At 70.6% G+C, this 19,658-nt stretch carries 22 protein-coding genes; 3 read left to right on the forward strand and 19 right to left on the reverse strand.

All coding sequences use genetic code 11. From position 1 onward, the window contains the following. Positions 1–602: 602 nt before the first annotated feature. Positions 603–836 carry a helix-turn-helix domain-containing protein gene (locus ACGFYH_RS09250; RefSeq protein ID WP_393802492.1) on the forward strand — a complete coding sequence of 78 codons (234 nt, stop codon included), beginning with the start codon at positions 603–605 and terminating at the stop codon, positions 834–836. A 54-nt stretch (positions 837–890) separates the two neighbouring features. Here the strand turns inward: ACGFYH_RS09250 and ACGFYH_RS09255 are convergent, their stop codons facing one another. The 3 genes from ACGFYH_RS09255 to ACGFYH_RS09265 are packed head-to-tail and all read right to left on the reverse strand — an operon-like array spanning position 891 to position 3,306. Beyond that, the gene (locus ACGFYH_RS09255; RefSeq protein WP_393802493.1) at positions 891–2,021 is read right to left on the reverse strand and encodes a methyltransferase domain-containing protein; all 1,131 of its coding nucleotides are present in this window, start codon (positions 2,019–2,021) and stop codon (positions 891–893) included. After that, positions 2,018–2,917, reverse strand: a complete 900-nt coding sequence (locus tag ACGFYH_RS09260; RefSeq protein WP_393802494.1) for a radical SAM protein — start codon at positions 2,915–2,917, stop codon at positions 2,018–2,020. The genes ACGFYH_RS09255 and ACGFYH_RS09260 overlap by 4 nt, the downstream gene beginning before the upstream one ends. After that, positions 2,914–3,306: a DUF6415 family natural product biosynthesis protein gene (locus ACGFYH_RS09265; RefSeq protein WP_393802495.1), complete on the reverse strand. Its 393-nt coding sequence runs from the start codon at positions 3,304–3,306 to the stop codon at positions 2,914–2,916. The genes ACGFYH_RS09260 and ACGFYH_RS09265 overlap by 4 nt, the downstream gene beginning before the upstream one ends. Positions 3,307–3,648: 342 nt before the next feature. Here ACGFYH_RS09265 and ACGFYH_RS09270 point away from each other — a divergent pair, with 342 nt between their 5' ends. Next, positions 3,649–4,251 carry a DUF5919 domain-containing protein gene (locus ACGFYH_RS09270; protein ID WP_393802615.1) on the forward strand — a complete coding sequence of 201 codons (603 nt, stop codon included), beginning with the start codon at positions 3,649–3,651 and terminating at the stop codon, positions 4,249–4,251. 133 nt (positions 4,252–4,384) lie between these two features. On the opposite strand, the gene ACGFYH_RS09275 is transcribed toward ACGFYH_RS09270, so the two are convergent. The 9 genes from ACGFYH_RS09275 to ACGFYH_RS09315 all read right to left on the reverse strand — a co-directional run bounded on the left by ACGFYH_RS09275 (position 4,385) and on the right by ACGFYH_RS09315 (position 14,558). After that, positions 4,385–4,645 (reverse strand): hypothetical protein, encoded by a 261-nt coding sequence (locus ACGFYH_RS09275; RefSeq protein WP_393802496.1) that lies wholly within the window; start codon positions 4,643–4,645, stop codon positions 4,385–4,387. Further along, positions 4,645–4,902, reverse strand: a complete 258-nt coding sequence (locus ACGFYH_RS09280) for a hypothetical protein (RefSeq protein WP_393802497.1) — start codon at positions 4,900–4,902, stop codon at positions 4,645–4,647. The genes ACGFYH_RS09275 and ACGFYH_RS09280 overlap by 1 nt, the downstream gene beginning before the upstream one ends. A gap of 2 nt (positions 4,903–4,904) precedes the next feature. Further along, positions 4,905–5,768: an N-acetylmuramoyl-L-alanine amidase gene (locus ACGFYH_RS09285; protein WP_393802498.1), complete on the reverse strand. Its 864-nt coding sequence runs from the start codon at positions 5,766–5,768 to the stop codon at positions 4,905–4,907. Positions 5,769–5,842: 74 nt separating this feature from the next. Then, positions 5,843–6,469, reverse strand: coding sequence for a hypothetical protein (locus ACGFYH_RS09290; protein WP_393802499.1), 627 nt, complete (start codon positions 6,467–6,469; stop codon positions 5,843–5,845). Position 6,470: 1 nt separating this feature from the next. Further along, positions 6,471–8,249, reverse strand: a complete 1,779-nt coding sequence (locus tag ACGFYH_RS09295; RefSeq protein WP_393802500.1) for a hypothetical protein — start codon at positions 8,247–8,249, stop codon at positions 6,471–6,473. Beyond that, positions 8,249–9,193, reverse strand: a complete 945-nt coding sequence (locus ACGFYH_RS09300) for a hypothetical protein (RefSeq protein WP_393802501.1) — start codon at positions 9,191–9,193, stop codon at positions 8,249–8,251. The genes ACGFYH_RS09295 and ACGFYH_RS09300 overlap by 1 nt, the downstream gene beginning before the upstream one ends. Positions 9,194–9,197: 4 nt before the next feature. Next, positions 9,198–10,355 carry a siphovirus ReqiPepy6 Gp37-like family protein gene (locus ACGFYH_RS09305; RefSeq protein WP_393802502.1) on the reverse strand — a complete coding sequence of 386 codons (1,158 nt, stop codon included), beginning with the start codon at positions 10,353–10,355 and terminating at the stop codon, positions 9,198–9,200. Positions 10,356–10,367: 12 nt separating this feature from the next. Next, positions 10,368–11,375, reverse strand: a complete 1,008-nt coding sequence (locus ACGFYH_RS09310; RefSeq protein WP_393802503.1) for a phage tail protein — start codon at positions 11,373–11,375, stop codon at positions 10,368–10,370. Further along, positions 11,376–14,558 (reverse strand): peptidoglycan DD-metalloendopeptidase family protein, encoded by a 3,183-nt coding sequence (locus ACGFYH_RS09315; protein ID WP_393802504.1) that lies wholly within the window; start codon positions 14,556–14,558, stop codon positions 11,376–11,378. Between ACGFYH_RS09315 and ACGFYH_RS09320 the strand changes: the two genes are divergently transcribed. Continuing rightward, positions 14,533–16,290 carry a hypothetical protein gene (locus tag ACGFYH_RS09320; RefSeq protein ID WP_393802505.1) on the forward strand — a complete coding sequence of 586 codons (1,758 nt, stop codon included), beginning with the start codon at positions 14,533–14,535 and terminating at the stop codon, positions 16,288–16,290. The two genes, ACGFYH_RS09315 and ACGFYH_RS09320, sit on opposite strands and share 26 nt — an antisense overlap. Before the next feature lie 243 nt (positions 16,291–16,533). Here ACGFYH_RS09320 and ACGFYH_RS09325 read toward each other — a convergent pair whose 3' ends face one another. The 7 genes from ACGFYH_RS09325 to ACGFYH_RS09355 form a co-directional block, all read right to left on the reverse strand. Next, positions 16,534–16,878, reverse strand: coding sequence for a hypothetical protein (locus ACGFYH_RS09325; protein WP_393802506.1), 345 nt, complete (start codon positions 16,876–16,878; stop codon positions 16,534–16,536). Between the two features lie 99 nt (positions 16,879–16,977). Further along, positions 16,978–17,544: a hypothetical protein gene (locus tag ACGFYH_RS09330; RefSeq protein WP_393802507.1), complete on the reverse strand. Its 567-nt coding sequence runs from the start codon at positions 17,542–17,544 to the stop codon at positions 16,978–16,980. Between the two features lie 74 nt (positions 17,545–17,618). Continuing rightward, positions 17,619–18,047, reverse strand: a complete 429-nt coding sequence (locus tag ACGFYH_RS09335) for a hypothetical protein (protein WP_393802508.1) — start codon at positions 18,045–18,047, stop codon at positions 17,619–17,621. Further along, positions 18,044–18,295 carry a hypothetical protein gene (locus tag ACGFYH_RS09340; RefSeq protein ID WP_393802509.1) on the reverse strand — a complete coding sequence of 84 codons (252 nt, stop codon included), beginning with the start codon at positions 18,293–18,295 and terminating at the stop codon, positions 18,044–18,046. The genes ACGFYH_RS09335 and ACGFYH_RS09340 overlap by 4 nt, the downstream gene beginning before the upstream one ends. Beyond that, a complete protein-coding gene (locus ACGFYH_RS09345) occupies positions 18,295–18,675 on the reverse strand; it encodes a hypothetical protein (RefSeq protein WP_393802510.1) in 381 nt (126 codons plus the stop codon). Before ACGFYH_RS09345 ends, ACGFYH_RS09340 begins: the two co-directional genes overlap by 1 nt. Before the next feature lie 2 nt (positions 18,676–18,677). Then, entirely contained in the window at positions 18,678–19,019 is a 342-nt protein-coding gene (locus ACGFYH_RS09350) for a hypothetical protein (protein ID WP_393802511.1), read from the reverse strand. Then, positions 19,016–19,645 (reverse strand): hypothetical protein, encoded by a 630-nt coding sequence (locus ACGFYH_RS09355; RefSeq protein ID WP_393802512.1) that lies wholly within the window; start codon positions 19,643–19,645, stop codon positions 19,016–19,018. Before ACGFYH_RS09355 ends, ACGFYH_RS09350 begins: the two co-directional genes overlap by 4 nt. Between the last annotated feature and the right edge of the window lie 13 nt (positions 19,646–19,658).

The following is a 19,658-nucleotide window of genomic DNA, read 5'->3' on the forward strand; positions in this document are numbered from 1 at the left end:
CGGGGGGGGGGGGGGGGGGGGGGGGGGGGGGGGGGGGGGGGGGGGGGGGGGGGCGGCGGGGGGGGGGGGGGGGGCGCGGGCGGGGGGCCGCCCCCCCCCCCCCCCCACCGCAACGGTCGGCGCGGCAACGCAGTCAGCCGGTGACCCTCTTCCGAGGGTCACCGGCTGACTGCTCAGGGTGAGTGACGGGACTTGAACCTGATTCGGAACCATACTGTGACCTGCGATGATCCCCCGAACCGGGACAAAGGCGTGGCTTTCGATGTCGTTCGATGACGCTGAATGCCAGCCAATACGACTCGGTGTTCCCGCGGGAACAGGCGGGGACTGACACGGTCTAGCTCGCCGAGCGGGTGAGTAGAAAAGCACCTGACCGCGATCACCACGACAGCACAACGCCCCCGCTGCAGCGGGGGCGTTGCTGCCCTCTCTGTCCGCCTGGGGAGCAAAACAGCGAGGGCGCCTTTGGGTAGATCGCAAAGGTCGGGTCATCGGCCACTCCATGGCGAAAGTGGCGTCGCGTCCACCGAGGCTATCCAAGATCGCAAAAAGCTGAGTGCAGTCCGCAGACACCGAACCTTGATCACTTCAGCGTGTGACGGGTGCGAGACCTGCCCCACGATGACGACTGGACCCCCGACCGCCTTCGGGCCATCGGCGAGCGCGTACGCGCAGAGCGCCGGCGCCAGGGTCTTACACAGGACCAGGTCTGGCAGGCCGCCCGCATCGACCGCCGCACCGTTCAGAACGTCGAGGCCGGCCACGAGATGAAGGTCAGCACCCTGCTCCGCATCGCCTGGGTCCTCGAGGTCTCTCCCGCCGACCTCATCGGCTGAGCGGCTCGCATCCGACGGGGAGCGGGAGACGGGCCGCGGCACGGGGGCACGCGGTCAGAGGACGGCGCGCCACTTCCCTCGTGCGATCCGGGTCTCGCCCTCCGGGGTGATGAGGACGCGGGCGCCGCGCGCGGGTAGCTCGCCGTGCTGAAGCCAGTACGACCGTAGCTCGTCGAGGATGTCCCACAGCCGGCGCGGTCCGCCCTGGTGTACGACCGTCGGCTCGTCGCGCGTGGACACGGCTCGGGCCCATGAGCCGTCGGTGTGCGCCATGACCGCGGTACGCCGATACCCCTCATCGCAGTACGCGTGCTCGATGCCGGGTGCGGTGATGCCGAGCATGGAGTCGAGGTCCCACGCGTTGGCGACGTCGACGACCGGGTATGGGCTGGTGGTGACGTCCTCGCCGTCGATCTCGTGTGCGGTCTTCAGCAGGCTGGAGGCGCCAGTCGGGTAGTCGGCGCCGTGCCGGGCGGGCATGAACCCGGCCCGGTCCCACTCCACCCTGCCGACCGCTGCCCCGTCCGGACGCTTCTCCGCGGTGAGGATCAACGACGTCCCTGCGATCGTGGTGACCAGCCGACCACCGATGCACAGCGCGGACAGCCAGCCGACGGGGACGGGGCGCACCGAGACGGTGGCCACGATCCGATCGAACTGGCCCTCCGCCCGTAGAGGCGCGGTTGCGTCGGCTGCCGTCACCTTGGGACGCAGGCCGATGGTGGCGAGCCGGTCGCGGGCGGCCTCCACCAGGTAGGGGTCGACGTCGATGCTCGTCACGGCCTCGTCGCCGAGGCGGTATGCGGCGAGCGCTGTGCCGTAGCCGCTGCCCGTGCCGACGTCGAGCAGCTCGTCGCCGTCGTCGATCCGGGCGTGCTGGAACATCGAGACGACGAGACTCGGCAGCGTCGCCGAGGACGTCGGCCGGCCCGTCGGGTGGTCGTCGGCCTTCGCCCGGTCGGCGTGCAGGTTCCCGACGCGGGTGATCAGCGACCGGTCGGCGTAGGCGGCTGGGTACCACTGCTCCTCGTTGACCGGCTCGCGCAGTTCCCAGCGGTCGTCGTCGGCTTCCCACCAGGTGGGCACGAAGACGTGGCGGGGGACGCGGGCGACCGCTTCCCGCCAGGGTGAGGACCGGTGGGTCACGCGCGCGGCGAGGGCTGCGGCTTCGGTTTCCCAGATCACGCGGTCCCTCCGAGGTCGGGCGTCGGGGCCGGGGCGTAGTAGGCAGGATCGCACGCTTCGGTGTTCGCCGGGTCGCAGTCGTTGGAGTCCGCCGGGGTGCAGCCAGCCGTCGGCGCGGACCGCCGCGGGATGCTGGCCGCGGTGTCCGCCCACTGCTGCCCGCCGAACACCGCCTTGAGCCCGTCGGCCTTCGCGTTGCCCGTCTTCAGGAAGCGGCCCAGGACGCACGGGGTGACGGTGCCGTCGGTCATGACCGCGGCCCGGCCGTCCGCGCACCGGCCGCACAGATCCGCGGTGCTGGGCATGTGGACCTCGCCCCGGCCGACGCTGCGGACGCGGTCGAGGTTCACCGTGCGGACGCCGAGCGCGAGCAGCTCGTCGCGGGCCTGCGCGGTGCGCTGTCCGTCGAACACTTCGACGATGCCCACCTGCAGCGGGATGCCGCGCTTCACTGCCTGGACGATGTTCGCGCGGGTCGAACTGTGCGAGCCCTTGCGGCCGGTCACCCGCTCGTGCTCCTCGGCGACGTCGCTGTAGTACGACGACGCCAGGGACACCCGGGGGTGCGCGAACAGGGTCCAGTGGTCCAGCCGGACGCGGTACAGGTTGCTGTACACCTGCACCGCCAGCCCGGATCCGAGCGCCCGGTGGACCAGGGCCTCGAACTGGGGGTGCATGGTCGGCTCGCCACCGATGAACTGCACCTTCTCCACGCCGATTTCGGCAGCCTCGCTGATGAGGCGTTTCCAGTCGTCGGCCGTCATGTCGCCGTGGCCTTCGGTGGGGCCAGCCTTGGCGTAGCAGAGGGACGGGCAGGTGAGTTGGCACTTCCCGGTGATCTCCAGTTCCAGGAATGCCGGGGCCTGCCGGGTGGGTGCCTCAGGGGCGATCGTCATGATGTCCTCCTGGTCGTGGGGCTGAGGGTCTGGTGGTGGTCGGCGAGCGCGTTCGCTGTGCGGGCGAGGCGGACGGCGACGGACAGGCGGACGGTGGCGTTGTCCCCGTCGCCGAGGCGGAGGCGCATGCGGGCCTCGCCGATGCACGCGAGCGCGCACGCCCGGGGTACGTCGTCGGTGGGCAGCGTCCTGGTGAGGTCTTCCACGACGGGAAGAAGGCCGGCGATGTGCTCGCGCAGTGTTGCGGTCACCTTCGCCAGCTCGGCGGGCGCCGGTTCGTCGGCGTCGGCTGCGAGCAGCGGGCGGACCGTAGCGCGCACCGTGGCGATGTCCGGCGGGGCCGAGGCTCTCCCCGTTTCGGTGGCGGCCGGGGTTGTAGCGTTTCCCATGTCGACGCTCCTGTCAGCGTTGGCCACGCCCCGGGGCCGTTCGCGCGGCTGCCGGGGTCTTTGAACCCATCGTGATGCCCCATCAGGCCGTAATCAGCTCCGGCGGGCAGACAGTTGGGGCGTTCGGGCGCTAGCTTCGAAAGCGCCCAAACGTCCACAGGGGGAGCCTTGAATACGGCCTTACGATCAGCTATGGATTCCGCCGGGATCTCCCCGAGACAGCTCGCGCTTCGCGTGGGGGTATCGGGGAAGACGGTGGAACGCTGGATCGCGGACGACGCGCTGATCCCGCACGCAAGGAACAGGGAAGACGCCTCACAGGCGCTGGGAGTTGAGGCAGACATGCTGTGGCCCAAGGCCGTCAGGGAGCGGTTGAAGACGGGCGGGGACCGTGAAGTCGTCCAGACCTACCCGTACCGGTCCGCTTGCCCGTCGACAGTCTGGGCGGAGCTGATCGCGGGAGCGTCCGAGGAACTGCTGTTCGCCGGGTACACCAACTACTTCCTGTGGACCCAGGTGCCGGCCTTCGCGTCGACGCTGCGGCAGAAGGCGGAGTCCGGGTGCCGGATGCGGTTCCTGCTCGGCGACCCCGACGGCGGCGTTACCAGGCAGCGTGAGGTCATCGAGGGCGTGGCCCTCACGGTGTCCACCCGCATCCGCATGTCCCTGGAGGAACTGGCCAAGCTGGCCGACGTCCCGGAGATCGAGGTGCGCTACTCGGCGGCTGAGGACGCCATGAACCACGTGTCGCTGTCGGTGTTCCGCTTCGACGACCAGGCGCTCATCACGCCGCACCTGGCGCGCCTGGTCGGTCACGACTCCCCGCTGATGCACGTGCGGCGCCGCGGGCAGGGCGGCCTCTTCGACCGGTTCGCGGAGCACGCTGAAGAGCTGTGGGGCCGCGGCGTACCGGTCCCGGCCCTTGCCGCGGGCGGCAAGTCGTAGGGGTCCTCGCTAGTGAGGACCCTTGGCGGTGACCAGGCTTTTTGCCGGTACCGGCAAGAAGGGTACCCAGATTGTGGGTACCCCCGGACGCACGAAAGCGGCCCCGCCCTCCCGGAGGAGAGCGGGGCCGCGGTCATCGGGCGAAGAGAGCAAGGGCGCCGGTCGCTGCACCGGCGACGCCGGCGAGGACGCCGATCGTGGGCAGGGGCCAGCGGGCGCGTTCGAGGGTGCGGATCCTGAGCTCGTGGTCCTGGACGTCGGAGCGGATGTCCTTGGCCTCGTCAAGGAAGCTGTCCACCTTGGACTCGATCCGGCCGACGGTCTGAGCCAGGTCCCTCACCTCCTGGAACATCTGGGCCGTGCTGATGTACACGCCCGGGTCGGGCGTCGTCATTAGACCCCCTTGGCGAGGCTGGCCGAGTTGGTGACGTCGCGCCAGCGGGCGACGAGTCCCTTGCCGAGGGCGAGGACCGCGCCGACACCGCCCGCGAGCGCGGCGTACCACATGCTGCCGTCCAGCGGGGTGGTGATGACGATGCCGCCGATGAACGTCTGCAGGAACGTCGACAGGACGCGCTCCAGGAGGTCGCGGCCGTAGGTGCCCGCGGTCTTCACGACGGTTTCGGCGCTGGGCAGGTTGATGTCGGTCATGGTCAGGACTCCTGGGTGGTGAGGGTCTCGCCGAGCTGGGCGAGCGCTGCCTGGGCGCCGGCTTCTGCCGCCGCCTTGATCTCGGGGAGGGTCAGGCCGCCGCCCTTGGCGAGGCGTTCCAGGACGGCGTCCCGGGCGGCTCCCTGCGCGACGAGTGTCCGCAGCGTCGCCATCATCCGGTCGTAGTGGGAGTCCTCGGAGCGCTGGAAGCTGGACGCGGGGGTCTGGGCGGGTTTGCCGTGCTGGTCGGGCCGGGCCGGGTTCGGGATCCGGTAGTCCCACACGGCCTTTGCGACTTCTGCTGCGCTGGGCATGTCGTCCTCCTCGGGGGTGGTTTTGCCGGTGGCCCGGGCGACGATCGCCGGGAACACGACCGTGTGGAACTGGGTGACCCGCTTGTCGCCGGGGCAGGAGTGCGCGTCCGGGTTCCAGGCGGAGTACAGGCGGTGGTAGCCGAACCCGGGGTCGGTGGAGCTGCGGCAGATCCGCAGGGGGATGCCGTGGTGCTGGTGCAGCCACACGCCGAGCCGGATGATCGCCTCGACTTGTTCGTCGGTCCACGGGTCCGACGCCTGCAGGTTGGAGGCGGACTCCAGGGAGACGGCACCGGTACCGTCGGCCCGCCGGTTCGCTGGGCCGTTCGCGTCGGCTCGGGTCTCGGTGCCGATGAACTGCCCGAGGCTGCCGTCGTAGCCGAGACCGAAGTGCGACTCCAGGTTGGTGGAGTCCCGCCAGTACTCGTAGGTGCGGCGCGGCGTCCATGGGGCGACGATGCTGTGCAGGATGAACTGGGTCGGCTTGATCGCGGGCTGCGCGTCCGACTCGGGCTGCAGCTCCAACTTCGTGGCACCGGGATACCAGGCCATGAGGCCTCCAGAGGTGAGGGATGCCCCGGGGCCGGTCGGCGGCCGGGGCGGTGGGGCGATGCGGTGGGCGCCGGTCAGAACAGGGCGAAGAACGCGGCCTGCCGGGTGTTGCCTGCGGGCGGGGTCACCACGGGCACGGTGTTGAGGTCGTCGAACTCTGCGTAGTCCACAGTGCCGTTGTTGCGGCGGGTCTCCAGCTGCACGCTGATTGTCGTGCTGGCTGTCACCCACGCCGGGGTGGCCGCCGTCCGCCTGGTGGTCCACGTCGACCCGTCCGGGCTGGTGGACCACGTCAGCGTGCCGCTCGCCTCGCTGATGCGGACGTAGGCGTGCGCGACCGGATCGTAGGTCGCTTCCACGGCGCTGCCGTCGAAGTAGTCGACGTTCGAGGCGAGCCGCAGCTTGCCGGTCACCCGGTCGACTTTCGCGCTCACGTTGGTGCCGTCCACCGAGTGCGGCAGGAGGAGCTGGGCGTAGGCCGAGGTGGTGGCGCCGCCGGCGGCGGGCGGGTAGATCCGCACGGACACCGAGGAGCCGGCGAGCGTGTACGCCGACGCGGACACGTAGGCCCCGTAGTCGGGGTCGCACTGGATGCGGGCCCGGCCGCCGACCTCGGAGTAGACCCCGTAGTTGCCGGGCCAGAGTTCGCCGTTGACGGTGCCGTCGTCGAAGTCGTCGACGAGCGTCGCGGTCGCGGGCACGTCAGTACCCCTTGGTGTAGGCGATGACCCGCCAGGCGTTGGCGGCTGCACTGTAGATGGCGCCGATGTAGTCGGTCGTCCCGGAGACGGTGGCGGACAGGGCGGTGATGTCCGACCCGAACACGAACCCGCCCGAGCCGCCGGCCAGGGTGAGGGTGCGGGCGCCGCCGGAGGCGACGACCTCCCACATCACCCGCTGCCCGTCGACCGGATTCGCCGGCACGCTCAGCGTCCGGTTGCCCGCGATGGTGACCTTGAAATGGCGGCCGCGGCTGGCGTCGGTGGCGATGGCCGCCCCGTCGGTGAGAGCGATCACCTGGGAGGGGGCGTCGATTCCCGGCGGGTGCAGCACAGAAATCGTGCCGGAGCCTTCGCCGACGATGCCCCGGCGGATCGTCGTCCCCGCGGGGTTGGCGGTGCCGCTCACGACTGCGGTGCCGTCGGCGTAGATGCGGGTGCGCTCGACCGAGTTGGGGTGTGACGGCAGCGCAGTGTTGCCGTCGGCGAAGAGGACCGTGTCGACGCTGGCGAACAGCAGTCCGCAGGAGAGCACCGCGTTGTTGTAGGCGTTCACGCCGAAGGTGAACGCGGTCAGCCCGGCGATGCCTGTGCGCAGTTCGACGTAGCTGAGGTTGAGCGAGTTGCCGCCGCCCCGCTGGATGTCGACGAGCTTGTCGAACTGTTCGAGGTTGGTGTCCTCCCAGTGCGTGTGGTGCACGGGGCCGACGCCGCCCCCCAGTTCGATGCCGGTGCAGCCGGTGCCGTTGGCGATGGCCTCGCACATGTCGAACTTCAGCTGGTTCATCACGCCGTCGGCGGTGGTGGACTCCACTTTGTAGGCGGTGCCGCCGTCGCCGACGAGCTCGACGAAGACCCGCTCGATCGTCGAGTCGCCCGGGTTGAAGTCGGTGTGCTCGCTGTAGAGGCGGACGCCGTTGCCGACCCCGCCGATCTCGATGTTCTCGAACACCGACCGGAATGGGGAGCCTAGGTTGAGGGCCCAGCCGGTGTGGCTGCCGTCCCACGGCCCGGTGACCTGCATGTTCTTGAAGGACGAGTTCCAGAACGAGCGGTGCCCGGAGGCCTCGCCGTTGGTGGTGGACGAGGTGATGCCGTCCGTCGCCCCGTCCACCGTGATCCCGAAGGACTCGAACTGGACGCGGACGACCTTGGTCAGGTGGATCGCCGCGGTGATCCCGTCCCCTGCCACCAGCCGCGTGGCCCGGGCGCCCTGCCCTCGGACGATGATGCCGATCTCCACATCGACGTCGTCCGTCCCCTCCACACTGAGCGGGGCAGTGAGGTTGTAGTCACCGACGGTCAGCTGGATCTCGCCGCCGCCGGCATCGCGTGCGTCGTCGAGAGCCTGCTGAATCTGGACCTGGTCGGCGATGCCGTCACACACCCAGGTCGCGGCGGCCCGCACATCGGCCGGCGCCGTCGCCGACGCCACGATCCGGGAGATCGACGTGTACCCGCCGCCCCCGCCACCGCCCGCCGACGTACTGTGCGCCTCGATCCACACACGCTGTCCGCCCGCAGCCTCGACCCACATGCCCACCACGTCGTCGGGCCCGGAGAAGGTCGGCAGGCCGCCGTACTCGTCCGTGACGATCGACGTGGCGGCCGCGCCGCCGGAGTCGAGGAGGTCGGTGTACTGGGTGCCGCCGTCGCGAGCGGACCAGAACGTAAGCTCCGTGTTCGGGGCGACACCCCACAGCCCATCGCTGGGCCGGACCACGTAGTCGGCGACGCCGGCGCCGAAGGTGTACCGCGCCATTAACGCCCCCTCCCCCACGACACCTGGCCAGGGATGACCACGTTGCCCTGAACGAGCGCCGGGTGCGACGTCAGCCACACCTGGCCAGGACGTTGCGCGTCGTTCGCTGCATAGATGGTCAGCACCCCTGGCGACGCACCGGTGATGTAGGCCAGGGTGCGAACCAGCCGGTTGGGATTCCGGTAGGAGGCGGGGATCAGGACCGGCAGCCGGCTATCGGTGGCAGCCGAGAGAGAGCCACCTGTGCGCGTGAAAGTTCCGAGCCGGAGGTGCACCGTGTTGGCGTCGTACTCGAGGGTCGAATCGAAGGTAGGGGTCCAGCCTGACACGGACGCGTTGACAGTGATCTCCCCGGGCTCTCCGAAGATGACCACCCAACTGGCGCCGTTCCACTTGATGACCCGGCCTGTGTCGGTCTCCACCCCGAACTCCCCGACCACCGGGATGGGGTTGCGACTGGAGGACGTGCACGGTCGGAACCGTGTCCCGATGTACAACTCCTCGCGCGTCACGCTGACGGCCGCCGCCCCTGCCAGCACGGTGGCCCGGGCGACCGGCACCTCGTACACGCCGGTCTCGCCGAGTGTCTGCGACAAGGCCGGGGCACCGGCGCCGGGCGTGCCCGCCTTGACGACGGCGCGGACGGTCCAGGCGGAGCGGTCCAGGCGCAGCACGATGCGGTCGATGCGGGTCGACCCTGAGACGTTCGCCTCCACGGGCAGGTTGACCGTGGTGGATCCCGACGACCAGGCGCGGCCGCGGACGTTGCCGTAGACGTCGGCGCGGACGTTGACGGACAGTCCGGCGCCGGCCGTGACGACGGCCGGGTCGGAGGGCCGGCCGTCGATGCCGTCGTCCGCGAACCGGGCGGACAGCGCCTCGTACTCGCTGTCGTTGACGGCCCTGCTGTTGTAGCCGGGGCTCGGCCAGCTCAGCTGTACCACAGGCTTACCTCGTTTCCAGTCGGCCCAGCCTGCGGCCGAGCGTGCGGATCAGCCGCACAATTTGCGGGTCGGTGGTGGCGTCCTGCGAACCGATGACGGTGGCGATCTGCTCGCCCTCGTCGGCGGTGGCCTGCAGGGTGATGGCGCGGACGAGGTCGGTGACGACCAGGCCGTGGGGCAGGGCGATGGTGACGCGGTCGCCGAGGTCGTAGTCCCGCCCGGCCTGCAGGTCGGGGGTGTCGACGGTGACGGTGGAGAGCGTGACCGGGGCGGCACCGTCCGCGATCTCGCTGGTGCCGGACGCGGTGAGCTCGCCCTTGGTGTCGTCGTCGGCGCCGCCGTCCACGTACTTCTCCACCGGCCACCAGGCGGCGGCCGCCGCGGTGTCGGCGACCTGGACGAAGGTGCGGATACTGCTGCCCTCGTCCTCGCGGCCGGCGACCAGCGCGTGCGTGACCTCGGGCGCGGACTGCGAGTAGGAGATGCCGCGCAGGTTCCCGAGGCCCGTGGAGAACCGGGCTGTGGCCGTACGGTCCACCGGGGCGTAGCAGCCGAATACGATCTGCGGGCCGACCTGCTGGGTGCCGAACCCGATCTGGCCCCCGGCGGACGCGGCGAGGCGGCATGGGTCCAGGACCGGTTCGAACCGGGTGCGCACCGACGTCGCCGTACCGACCCCGGCTGCCGTGCCGAGGACCAACTGCGGGATGCGCCGGTCCGCGCGGGCGCCCGGCCCTGCGTTCTCGTTGACCAGCGTGCGGATGATTGTCTCGGAGTTGACCGTGTCGAACTGTCGCCAGGTGTCTCCGTGCTGCAGCTCCCACGTCGCTGCAGGCTCGGGCAGCACGATCTTCGCCGCGACCTTCGCCAGGTCGTCCGAGAAGTTGACCGTGACCTGCCCGACCCCGGGCTGTCCGTCGACCGACCACTCGTAGTCGGTGGGCTTCTCCATCGGTCCCGCCGTCCAGATGGATCCGTCCCGGATGACCACGAGCCTGTTGCCGCGCTGCAGCTGCGCCATGACCTCCGGGTACGCGGGCAGTACCACGCTGCCGGCTGCGGGCTCGTTGAACTTCTTCATCGCGTCGAGGCCGGTCCAGCCGGTCAGGGGATCGCCCTGGACGGTCAGGTTCTGGTCGGTGATGAGCAGGGTGATGGCCAACGCCCACCCCCTTCATGCGGTCTGGTGGCGGGGGTGGAACGTCAGGTCCACGGCGCTGCCCGGGCCGCTGCCGGTGAGGACGAAGCTGACCTCGTTGTCGCCCGGGGCCAGCCCCCACAGGGAGGCCGTCGGCCAGTCCAGCGCGCCGACCCAGTTGGAACCGTCGAGGGTGCCGTCCTGGTAGCGGACCTGCGGCGGGTCGGTGCGGATGATGACCTGCTCACCGGCGAGGAGGTTCCCGTGTCCGACGTCCGGAGCGTTGGGGTCCAGCGTGAACGCCTGGGTGACGGTCGGCCCGGTGCGGAGCGTGCGGGTGACGGTGAACTCGATCAGCGAGGCCGGGCCGGTGACCACCCATGTCGGCCAGACCGTCGTGTCGCTTGGGTTGCTGATGATGGTCTCGCCGAGGACCTGCGACGAGGACACCATGGGGTACGGGTCCTGGAAGTCGGCGAGCTCACCGGTCTCGCGGTGGACTGAGACGGGCACGGGGTCGATCCAGTACGGGTCCTCGCACAGCAGCTGCAGCACCGCGCTGTCCGCGTCCCGGCCCCAGCCCTGCTTGTCCTGCCCCTCGAACCCGTCCAGGTAGACGACCTCGATCTGCCGGCGGGTGCCGTCCGGCCGGGCGATCTCGAGAACCCCCGGTCCCTCGTCCTCCCGCAGCGTCCGCGTGAACGCCGTCGCCAGCGCCCGCCACCGCTCCACCAGCTCGAGGTGGTCGCCGCCCTGCACGAACAGCGGCCACACGATCGTGCGGGCCTGCGCCTGGGCGTGCCGCAGCCGGGTGCCGCCGCGCGGCTGCGCGTCGGTGGTGAGCTCGTACTTCACGGCGCCGAGCCCGGACACTCCCTCGGCGAGGGTGAACCAGCCGGCGTCCCAGTCGGTGAGCGGCCACACCGTCCCGGTGGGATCGGTGTACTGGGCGGTCGCGTAGCCGATCTCCGGGAGCGGGACCGGGGTCCCGCCCGGTGGCCCGGTGTCCGGCGGCGTGGTGACTGGGGCTGTGATGATCGGCATCTAGCGTGGCCTCCCCACCCTGGCCCGGGCCTCCTGGACGCGCTGGACGCGCTCGAGGTCGGCCACCGTGAAGTCCGCCGTACGGGCGTTGACGGTGATGGACCCGCCGCCCCCGTACGCCGCGGCGACGCCGGCGTTGGCCGCGCCCTCGAACGCCCGGAACTGGCCCGGTGTGAACACCGCCTCCGGGGTGTCGAGGCCGTTGAAGCCGAGCCCGCCCGGGGGCAGCCAGCCGCCATCGTCGAAGAGCGTCGCCGGGTCGAACAGCCGCCCGTTGCGCCGCGCCTCGAGGTGGAGGTGCGGCCCGGTGGTGTTGCCGGTGGCGCCGACGGCACCGATCCGGGAGCCCGGCCCCACCCGCTGGCCGGCCCGGACGCCCATGGACGACAAGTGCGCGTACAGGGTGGAGAGGCCACCGGAGTGGGACAGCGCGATGTGGTTGCCGTACGGGCCGCCGGAGGTGGCGGACAGGACGCTGCCCCCGAGGACCGCGCGGACCGATGTCCCGGTGGGTGCCGGGAAGTCGACGCCGGTGTGGTAGCCGGAAGACCACATGCTGCCGGGCACTCCGAACCGCGTCCCGATCGGGCCGTTCACCGGCTTCCGGGCGTTGCCCCCGCTCTGCTTGTCGCCCTCGTCGCCGCCGTCCAGGAGCCGCTTGACCGCGCCCTTGGCCAAGGACTTCAGCAGCCCGACGAAGCCGATGCTGCCGCCGGGGATCGCGTCGATCAGCGGGTTGACGACCCTGTTCACGCCGGCCTTGATGGCCGAACCGAAGGAGTCGGTGAGCCAGCTGGCGCCCGACTTCACCTTGTCCCAGGCGCTGCCGAGGACGTCGCCGATCCCGGAGAAGATGCCGCCCCCGGCGAAGGCCTGGTGCGCACCGCCGGACATGGTGGCGGACATGGCCTGCCGGACACCGGACACACCGCGGCTGCGAGCGAGACCGTTCCAGTAGGAGACGAAGCCCGCGCCGACGGCCCGGGTGAACTCCGGCCGCATGATGGACTCGCCGCCGGACATGTCGAGGACGCCGCCGGTCGGGGACACGAACCGGTGCGGGTCCCGGCCCGGGGTGTAGCCGGGCAGGATCGAGTTGTAGACACCGCCGGTGGCGAACTTCATCGCATCCAGGTGCTTGCCACCGAAGGCATCCGTCACCAAGTTCCACACCTTGCGGATGCCGTTGTTGTAGACGGTGTCCACGATGAACTTGACCGGCTTCTTGGCGATGTCCCGGATCTTGTCCCAGGCCTTCTTGATGCCGGAGCGGGCTGCGTCGAACGCGCCGACGATCCGGTTCTTGAGGGTCGTGCCCCAGCCCGGCACGGTCTTGGTGAAGAAGTCCCTGATCGGGTACAGGACGTACGTCTTGATCTGGCCCCAGGTGTTGGAGAACCCGGCCTTCATCTGGTTCCAGGCACCGGTGACCTTGCTCTTCAACGTGTTCGACCAGCTGGGAATGGTCTTGGTGAAGAAGTCCCGGATCGGATACAGGACGTACGTTTTGATCGCAGACCAGGCCGTGGTCAGGGCCTTCTTGATCCCGTTCCAGACCGGGATGATGACCTTGTCCTTGAGCCAGGAGAAGACCGGGCCCAACTTGCCGGTGACCCAGGAGACGAGGCTGGCGATCCCGGAGACGAGGCCGGACACCCAGCCGATCACCGTGGACAGTGCACCGACCAGCACGCCGACCAGGAACCCGGCGAACTGCAGGAGCGGCGGCAGCAGCCAGGACAGGACCTTGACGGCGAGCTCGACGACCAGGCCGACGAGCTGCACGAGCGGCGGCACCAGCGGCAGCAGCGCGATCGTCAGATCGATGCCGGCCTGCACCAGCTGCAGGATCGCGGGCAGCAGGTCCATGAGCATGCCGGCGCCCATCTGCAGGACCATCCCGACCAGCTCCCCGAAGAGCGGGATGATCGGGACGACGGCCTCGACGAGGATGACCAGCGCATCGGTCAGCGGCGGCAGCGCCTCGGCGAGCAGCCCCACGAACATGCCGAGGAGCTCGCCGAGGATCGGCGCCAGGTCGGCGATGATCGGCGCGAGCTGCGCGGCCAGCGACCCCACGAGCTCGGCGATCGGCTGGACCAGGGCGAGCACGGCCTCCGTGATGCCGACGAAGGCGTCCGCCACCGTCGGCAGGACCGGGATCAGCGCGTCGAGGACCTCGGTGACCAGCTGCACGCCGACCGGGATGAGCGGCATCAGCCCCTCGATCAGGGCGACCGCCGCATCGGCTACGCCCTGGAAGGCGGGCAGCATCGTGAGCAGCGCCCCGCCGAGGGTCTCGAGCGCGTCGCCGATCACTGGCAGCAGCGGCTCCAGCGCAGCGAACACCGTCTGCACGAGCTGCATGCCGACGTCGATGAGCGGCGTGAGGATCGGCATCAGCTGCTGCAGGGCCTGCGCCAGGACGTTGGCGACGAGCTCGGCGACCTGGCCGATCAGCTGGACCAGCGGCTGCAGCATCGGCTCGAGGGCTCGGAACACCGAGGTGATCGTCTGGCCGAACAGCTCGATGATCGGGACGAAGGCCTGGATGACGGTGGTCAGTGGACCGATCAGCGCCTCCACCAGGCTCAGGATCACGTCGAAGATCGGGATGTACGCCGGAGCCAGCGCGTTGATCCAGGTGGCGATGAGCTCGCCGACGGGCTGCAGGAGCGGCATCACCGCCTTGGCGAGTTCCACGAGCGCCGTGCCGACGGTGGTGAGGACCGGGCCGATGGCCTCGATGATGGGCAGCAGTACGGCGCCGAGGGTGTCGGCCAGCTGGACCAGGACGGGGCCGGCGACCTCGGCGACCAGGGCGATGGGCTTGGCGATCGCCTCGAGCAGCGGCACCGCGGCCTGGACGACGGCTCCGATGATGGGGGCGAGCGCGCCGACGATCTGGCTGATCGATCCGAACAGGCTCCGTAGCGAGGCCTGCATCTCGTCGGTCGCGAACACCTTGCGGAGCTCGCCGAAGACAGCGCCGAGCGTGCCGACGATCTCCCCGCCCGCATCGGAGGCGGCCTTGAAGATCTCCGAGACGGTGCCGAGGATGTTGCCGAGGAGGGTCCCGAACTGGCCGAGGATCCCAATCGCCGTACCGATGGCCTGCTCGAGACCACCCGACGCGAAGGACTGGGCGATCCCGTCCGTGAAGGACGTGAGGGCGCCGGCCATCTGCTGCGACAGCGCGTTGAACGGGCTGCGCCGCCACCGACAGCTGGCCGAGCGCGGTGACGATCTGCCCCGGGGCCTTGGCGAAAGCGGCCAGGTTGTCCCGGGCCCCGGCCAGGATCTTGTCGAGCATCCCGGTCTTGGCCATCTCGGTGATGGCCCCGGCCGCCGACTTCGCCATCTCGTTCCACACGCCGGCGATCCCGGTCAGGCCCCGCTTCAGGACGGGGATCGTCGCCCGGCCGAGCGTCGTGACCGTCTGGTCAAGTCCCTCGAACAGCCGGTTCTGGACGGACAGCTTCATGTCCCGCCAGGCAGGAGCCAGCCCCTGCACCGCCCGCACAAAGCTCTGCGCGTTCGGCGCGAGCTTGGCCATGGCCTGGTCAAACTGGGAGGCCTGCCCGGCCGCCGACTGCTGCGCGTCCGCGACCGCCGCCGCGGCGTCCGCCACCGCCCGCTGCGCATCCGCGATCTGCCGCGCACCGTCCGCCCGCGCCTCGTCCACCCCGCGCTGCGCCTCACCCAGAGCACGCTGCGCGTCCGCGATCTCCTGCGCCGAGTCGACCTCGGTACGACGCTGCTCCTCACGCGCCCGGGCCAGCGCACGCGTCCGGTCCTCCACCTGACGCTGCGCATCGGCGATCCGCTCCTGCGCCTTCTGGACCTTGTCCGAGCCCTCGACGCCCGCCTTGTTGGCCTTGGCGGCGTCCTCGCCCAGCTGCTTGGTCTCCAGGCGCTGGTTCTGGACGGCCTGCGCCGCCTGGTCGTAGGCGAGCTGCAGCTTGGCGATGTCCTCCGGCCGGTTGCCCGGCTTGGCCTGCGCCGCCCGCAGCGCCTTCTCCGCATCGGCCATCGCGATGACGGCCTCGCGCTCCTCCAACCGGCTGTTGGCGAGCTTGTTGTTGAGGTCCTCGATCTCCCGCGCCGCGTCCCGCCGCGCCTCCGTGAGATCCGTCTGGACCTTCCGCGCGTCCTGCTGGGACTCGGCCAGCTCCCGGACCGCGTCCTGCACCTTGCGCTTGGCGTCGGCCTGATCCCGCGCCGCATCAGCGACGGTGCGGGCGAGACTGCGTTCGGCGTCTTCCACCGACCGCAGCGCGTCCTTCACCTGCTCGGCCGCCTGCACCCGCGCATCCGCCAGCGCCCGCTGCGCGTTGGCCAGCCCACGCTGCGCCGCCTCCACCGCGCGGGTGGACGAGGCGGCAGAGGACGCCTGCGCAGAGCTGTCGGCGAAGCCGGCCTTGAAGGCGTCGCCGATCCCGGAGAGTCCGAGCTTGAGGGCACCGGCGGCGGCCCCGGCCGTGGTGAGGGCCGGGGCCAGCAGCGCGGCCGACGCGGCCGCGGCATTGAGGTTCGCGGCGACGGCGACACCGGCCAGTGCGCCGATGCCCTTGAGGCCGACGCCGAAAGCCTTAGTGAAGGCTCCGGCGCCGGACCTGCCCGCGTTCGAGGCGCGGGCGTTGACCGATCGGGACCAGTCGCCCTGGAACTCCGGGCGAATGGCCACGTAGCCGCGTCCGACGAGGACACCACCGGCACCTGCCACGACCCACCTCCGATCAGGGGGTTGTGGCGCGGCCTCCGCCGAAGACCTGTGCCAGTTGCTCGGCGCCGCTGCCGTGGCGGCCGCCGAACCGGATCACTCGACTGTTCCTGCGCTTCTCGACGCCCGGCCGGGGGATCGGCTCAGGCGGACGCAACCTTCTGGTCTTCTTCGGGTCGCCGTGAAGCTTGACCGTCACGTAGGTGAGCTCACGGACGGCGTCGATGAGGGCGGCGTCCAGCTGCCGGTCCGGGGTCCAGTAGTCCTCCTCCGCGGTGGACTTGCGTACGGACCTCGAGGTCGCGGAGTCCCACGGCAGGTGGTCAAGGAAGACGCGGAGCTCGCGCCAGCTAAGGGTGCCGCGCCACAGGTCCAGCAGGGAGCGGCCCGGCCAGTACCGGGCCATGTCCCACTCGACGGCCTCCCCGTGCTCCGCTAGGAAGCTGAGGAGGCCGCGGATTCCCCCGGCTCCACGCCAGAGCGCTTCATCCACTCGTTGGCGACGACCTCGAGGTCGACGAGGGTGTACCCGGCGTCGATCATCTCCTGGACCTTCTCCTCGCTGAGGGCGGTCCTCAGGATGGAGAGGTAGTCCTCGGGGCCGCGCATGCGCTCCTGCAGGTCCATCGGCAGGGAGTTGAACGGCTCGAGAGTGAACTCGACGCCGCGCAGTTCGAATGTGCACGGCTCGGGAAGGGCGTCGCGCTTCTGCTGGGCGAGCGAGTCGAGGGAGGTGACCTCGTTCCCCTTCGCGTTCTTGGCCTTGCTGCTGGTGCTCACGTACTGCTCCTGGTCCTGCGGGTCATGCGGGTTGTGCCCCCGGCAGGCGCGACCCGCATCGCACGCCTGCCGGGGAGTCGGAGCGGGGCAGGCCGGCTGCTAGGCGGCGAGGGCCCAGGCCGGGTCGTTGCTCAGCCAGGTCGCGATCTCCGGCGCCGAAGAGGCGTACGCGGAGACGGTCATCTCGAGACCGACCGCAGCGGACCGGCCGAGGCTGATGGCACCGCGGTCGGTGATCTCACCGCGCGGGATCACGAGCCGGTTGGTGATGTCGCCGTCGCGCCACTCCAGGCCGATCGCCCACTCGGCGGGCCCGGGCGCGGCCGGGATGTCGAGCCGGTACACGGTGCCGGCCGTCACCTCGGTGATGACGGAGTCGGGGAAGTACGCCGTGATCGTCGACGCCTTCAGCTCGATGGCCGTGAACCCGAGCGTCATGTTGACGCTGGTCAGGATGCGACGGACCGGGGAGAGGGACTGCCAGGCGTTGATGTCCTCGACGTCCGTCGAGTACTCCATGCTCACCCCGTCGTCGGACATGAAGCCCAGGTCGACCCACGCCGGGTCCCACGGCGCGGTCAGGTCCGCCGGCGCGGTGGTCCCCTTCGGGGCGAGGTAGATGGAGCCGTCGAGCGCTGCGCGCACGTTGTCGGCGGTGTTCGCCACGGATGCCTCCAGGCATGCGAGAGACCCGTGCGGCCGACGACCGACGGGTGAAGTGGGTGGGGGAGGGCTGCGGGTTAGGAGAGCGCCGGCCGCGCGCGCAGACGCATCTGCATCACCAGCACGTACCGGGGAATCGGGGCGGTCTCGGCGTCCGGCTCGTACGGCAGCCAGATCAGCGACACATCGGCGGCGCTGTAGAGCTGCGCGCCGTCGACCGTGGTGCCCTGGGCCGCCTGCAGGTGGGCGCGGGCGAGCTGGGCGAGGTCCTGCGCCTGCGCCTTGTCGGCGGCGAGGATGTCGATGTCCAGCGTCACGTCCTCGAGGACGTACCGCTGGACGACGGCGCCGCCGCCCCGGGTCACCGACACGACGCCACCCTTGACCTTCTGCAGGAGATCGTCGGGCCACTCGGTACCGACCGTGGTGGCAGCGTCGAGGGCGGCCCGGAGAATGGTGGCGGCGACGAGCTCGGCGTCCGGGAAGACGACGACCGGCTGCGTCATCGCCGTCGGCGGCTGCTCTTCGCCGGCGCCTCAGCCTCGGCCTCCGCGACCGCGGACTCCGGCTCCGGCTCCGGTGCCGGCTCTTCCGCCGGTGCGGCCGCATGCTCCGCCACGACCTCCGGCTTGTGGGGCAGGACCTCGGCGACGCGGCCGTCACGCTTCAGCAGCGCCAGCTTCTCGTCGGTGACGTCGACCACGCTGCCCGGCGGATGGCCGTCGTGCCAGTGGGCGAGTCGGATCGTGGGCATCAAGCAGTCCCCCTCAGGGAATCGAGGGCACGACCGAGCGGCCGGGCCTTGGGCGAGTGACCGCCCTGCGGGCGGAGACGGCTGGTGGACGGCCGACCGGACCCGAACTCCACCTGCAGCGACCACGGGGCGTTCGCGCCGAACTCGGCGCGCCAACCGTTGGGGTTGAGGTGAGCGCCGCTGTAGATCGAGTCCTTGTACTCCCCGTGCCTGCTGACACCCGGCTTGTACGTCGGGCCGGAGTACTCAGGAGCGAACCCGCGCGCGAAGTTCGCGCCCTGCTGCGCCTTGTCCAGGAGGAGATCGCGCATCTCCGGAGCCCGGGCCAGCTCGTCGAACATCCTCGGGTTCGGCACGTAGCGGAAGTGGGCTGCGGGCATGGTCAGTCGACCTCCTTCAGCTGGGCTTCGATGTGCCGGATGTCCCGTGGCACCGGCCAGCGGCCGACCTTGCCGGTGACCTCGCAGACCAGGCCGTCGAACTCGACCTGGTCGATCTCCCGGAGGTCGGGCAGGGTGCCCGGCGCGGAGATCAGCAGCCACCCCGTGACGGTGACCTGCCGGTCCTCCGTGTCCTCCTTGCTGCCGCCGGACGGCTGGATGTTCAGCTGCCCGATGGGGGCCCGGGTGGCGGCCGGCCCGTAGTCGTACTTCTTGTTGCCGTACCGGTCCGTCGTGACGGCCGGCCGGACGACGACGGCGGACTGTTCGTAGAGGGCACTCACGACGGCCTCACCGACAGCGCGGTCCGCCGGAAGCTGCGGAGGATCTTCCGGTGGTCGGAGGTGAGAGAGCCGGTCCCGAAGGTCTCCACCGTGTACGTCACCGACGTGGCGCCGGCGGCCTCGGACCGCAGCCGCCGCGGGTTGGACAGAGTGGCGGCGGCGAGGTCCAGGCAGACGCCGAGGACCTCGTCCGGGATCTCCTCATACCCGTGGCTGTAGGTGACCCGGACACGGTCGGCCCAGATGCCCAGCGGCCGGTTGAAAGGCCAGCCCATCGTGCGGGACAGGTCGTACAGCGGCTCGCCGCGCCGGAGTTCGGATCCCTGCCGGATGAAGTCCCGGTTCTCGACGGCCGGCACCTCGAGCCCGGTCCCGTCCGGTATCTCCACCACCGTCAGCAGGTGATCGGTGTCGACGATGACGGGCCGCTGCGGCAGAACCAGGGCCCGCTCCCCGCCTTCCAGGAGGACCTCGTCGTCCTCGACGAAGGAGAGCACCTGCCCGGTGAACCGGCGGATCGCAGCCGACGCGATCCGCAGCGCGAGCAGCGCCGACTCTTCCGGGGCGGCGACGCCGGGCACGTACGCCTGCAGCTGCTCGGGAGTGGCGAAGGAGGGGAGAGCCACAGCGCCCCCTTCC

Origin of the sequence: Streptomyces sp. NPDC048392 (assembly GCF_043200575.1) — a bacterium.
Taxonomy (GTDB): domain Bacteria; phylum Actinomycetota; class Actinomycetes; order Streptomycetales; family Streptomycetaceae; genus Streptomyces.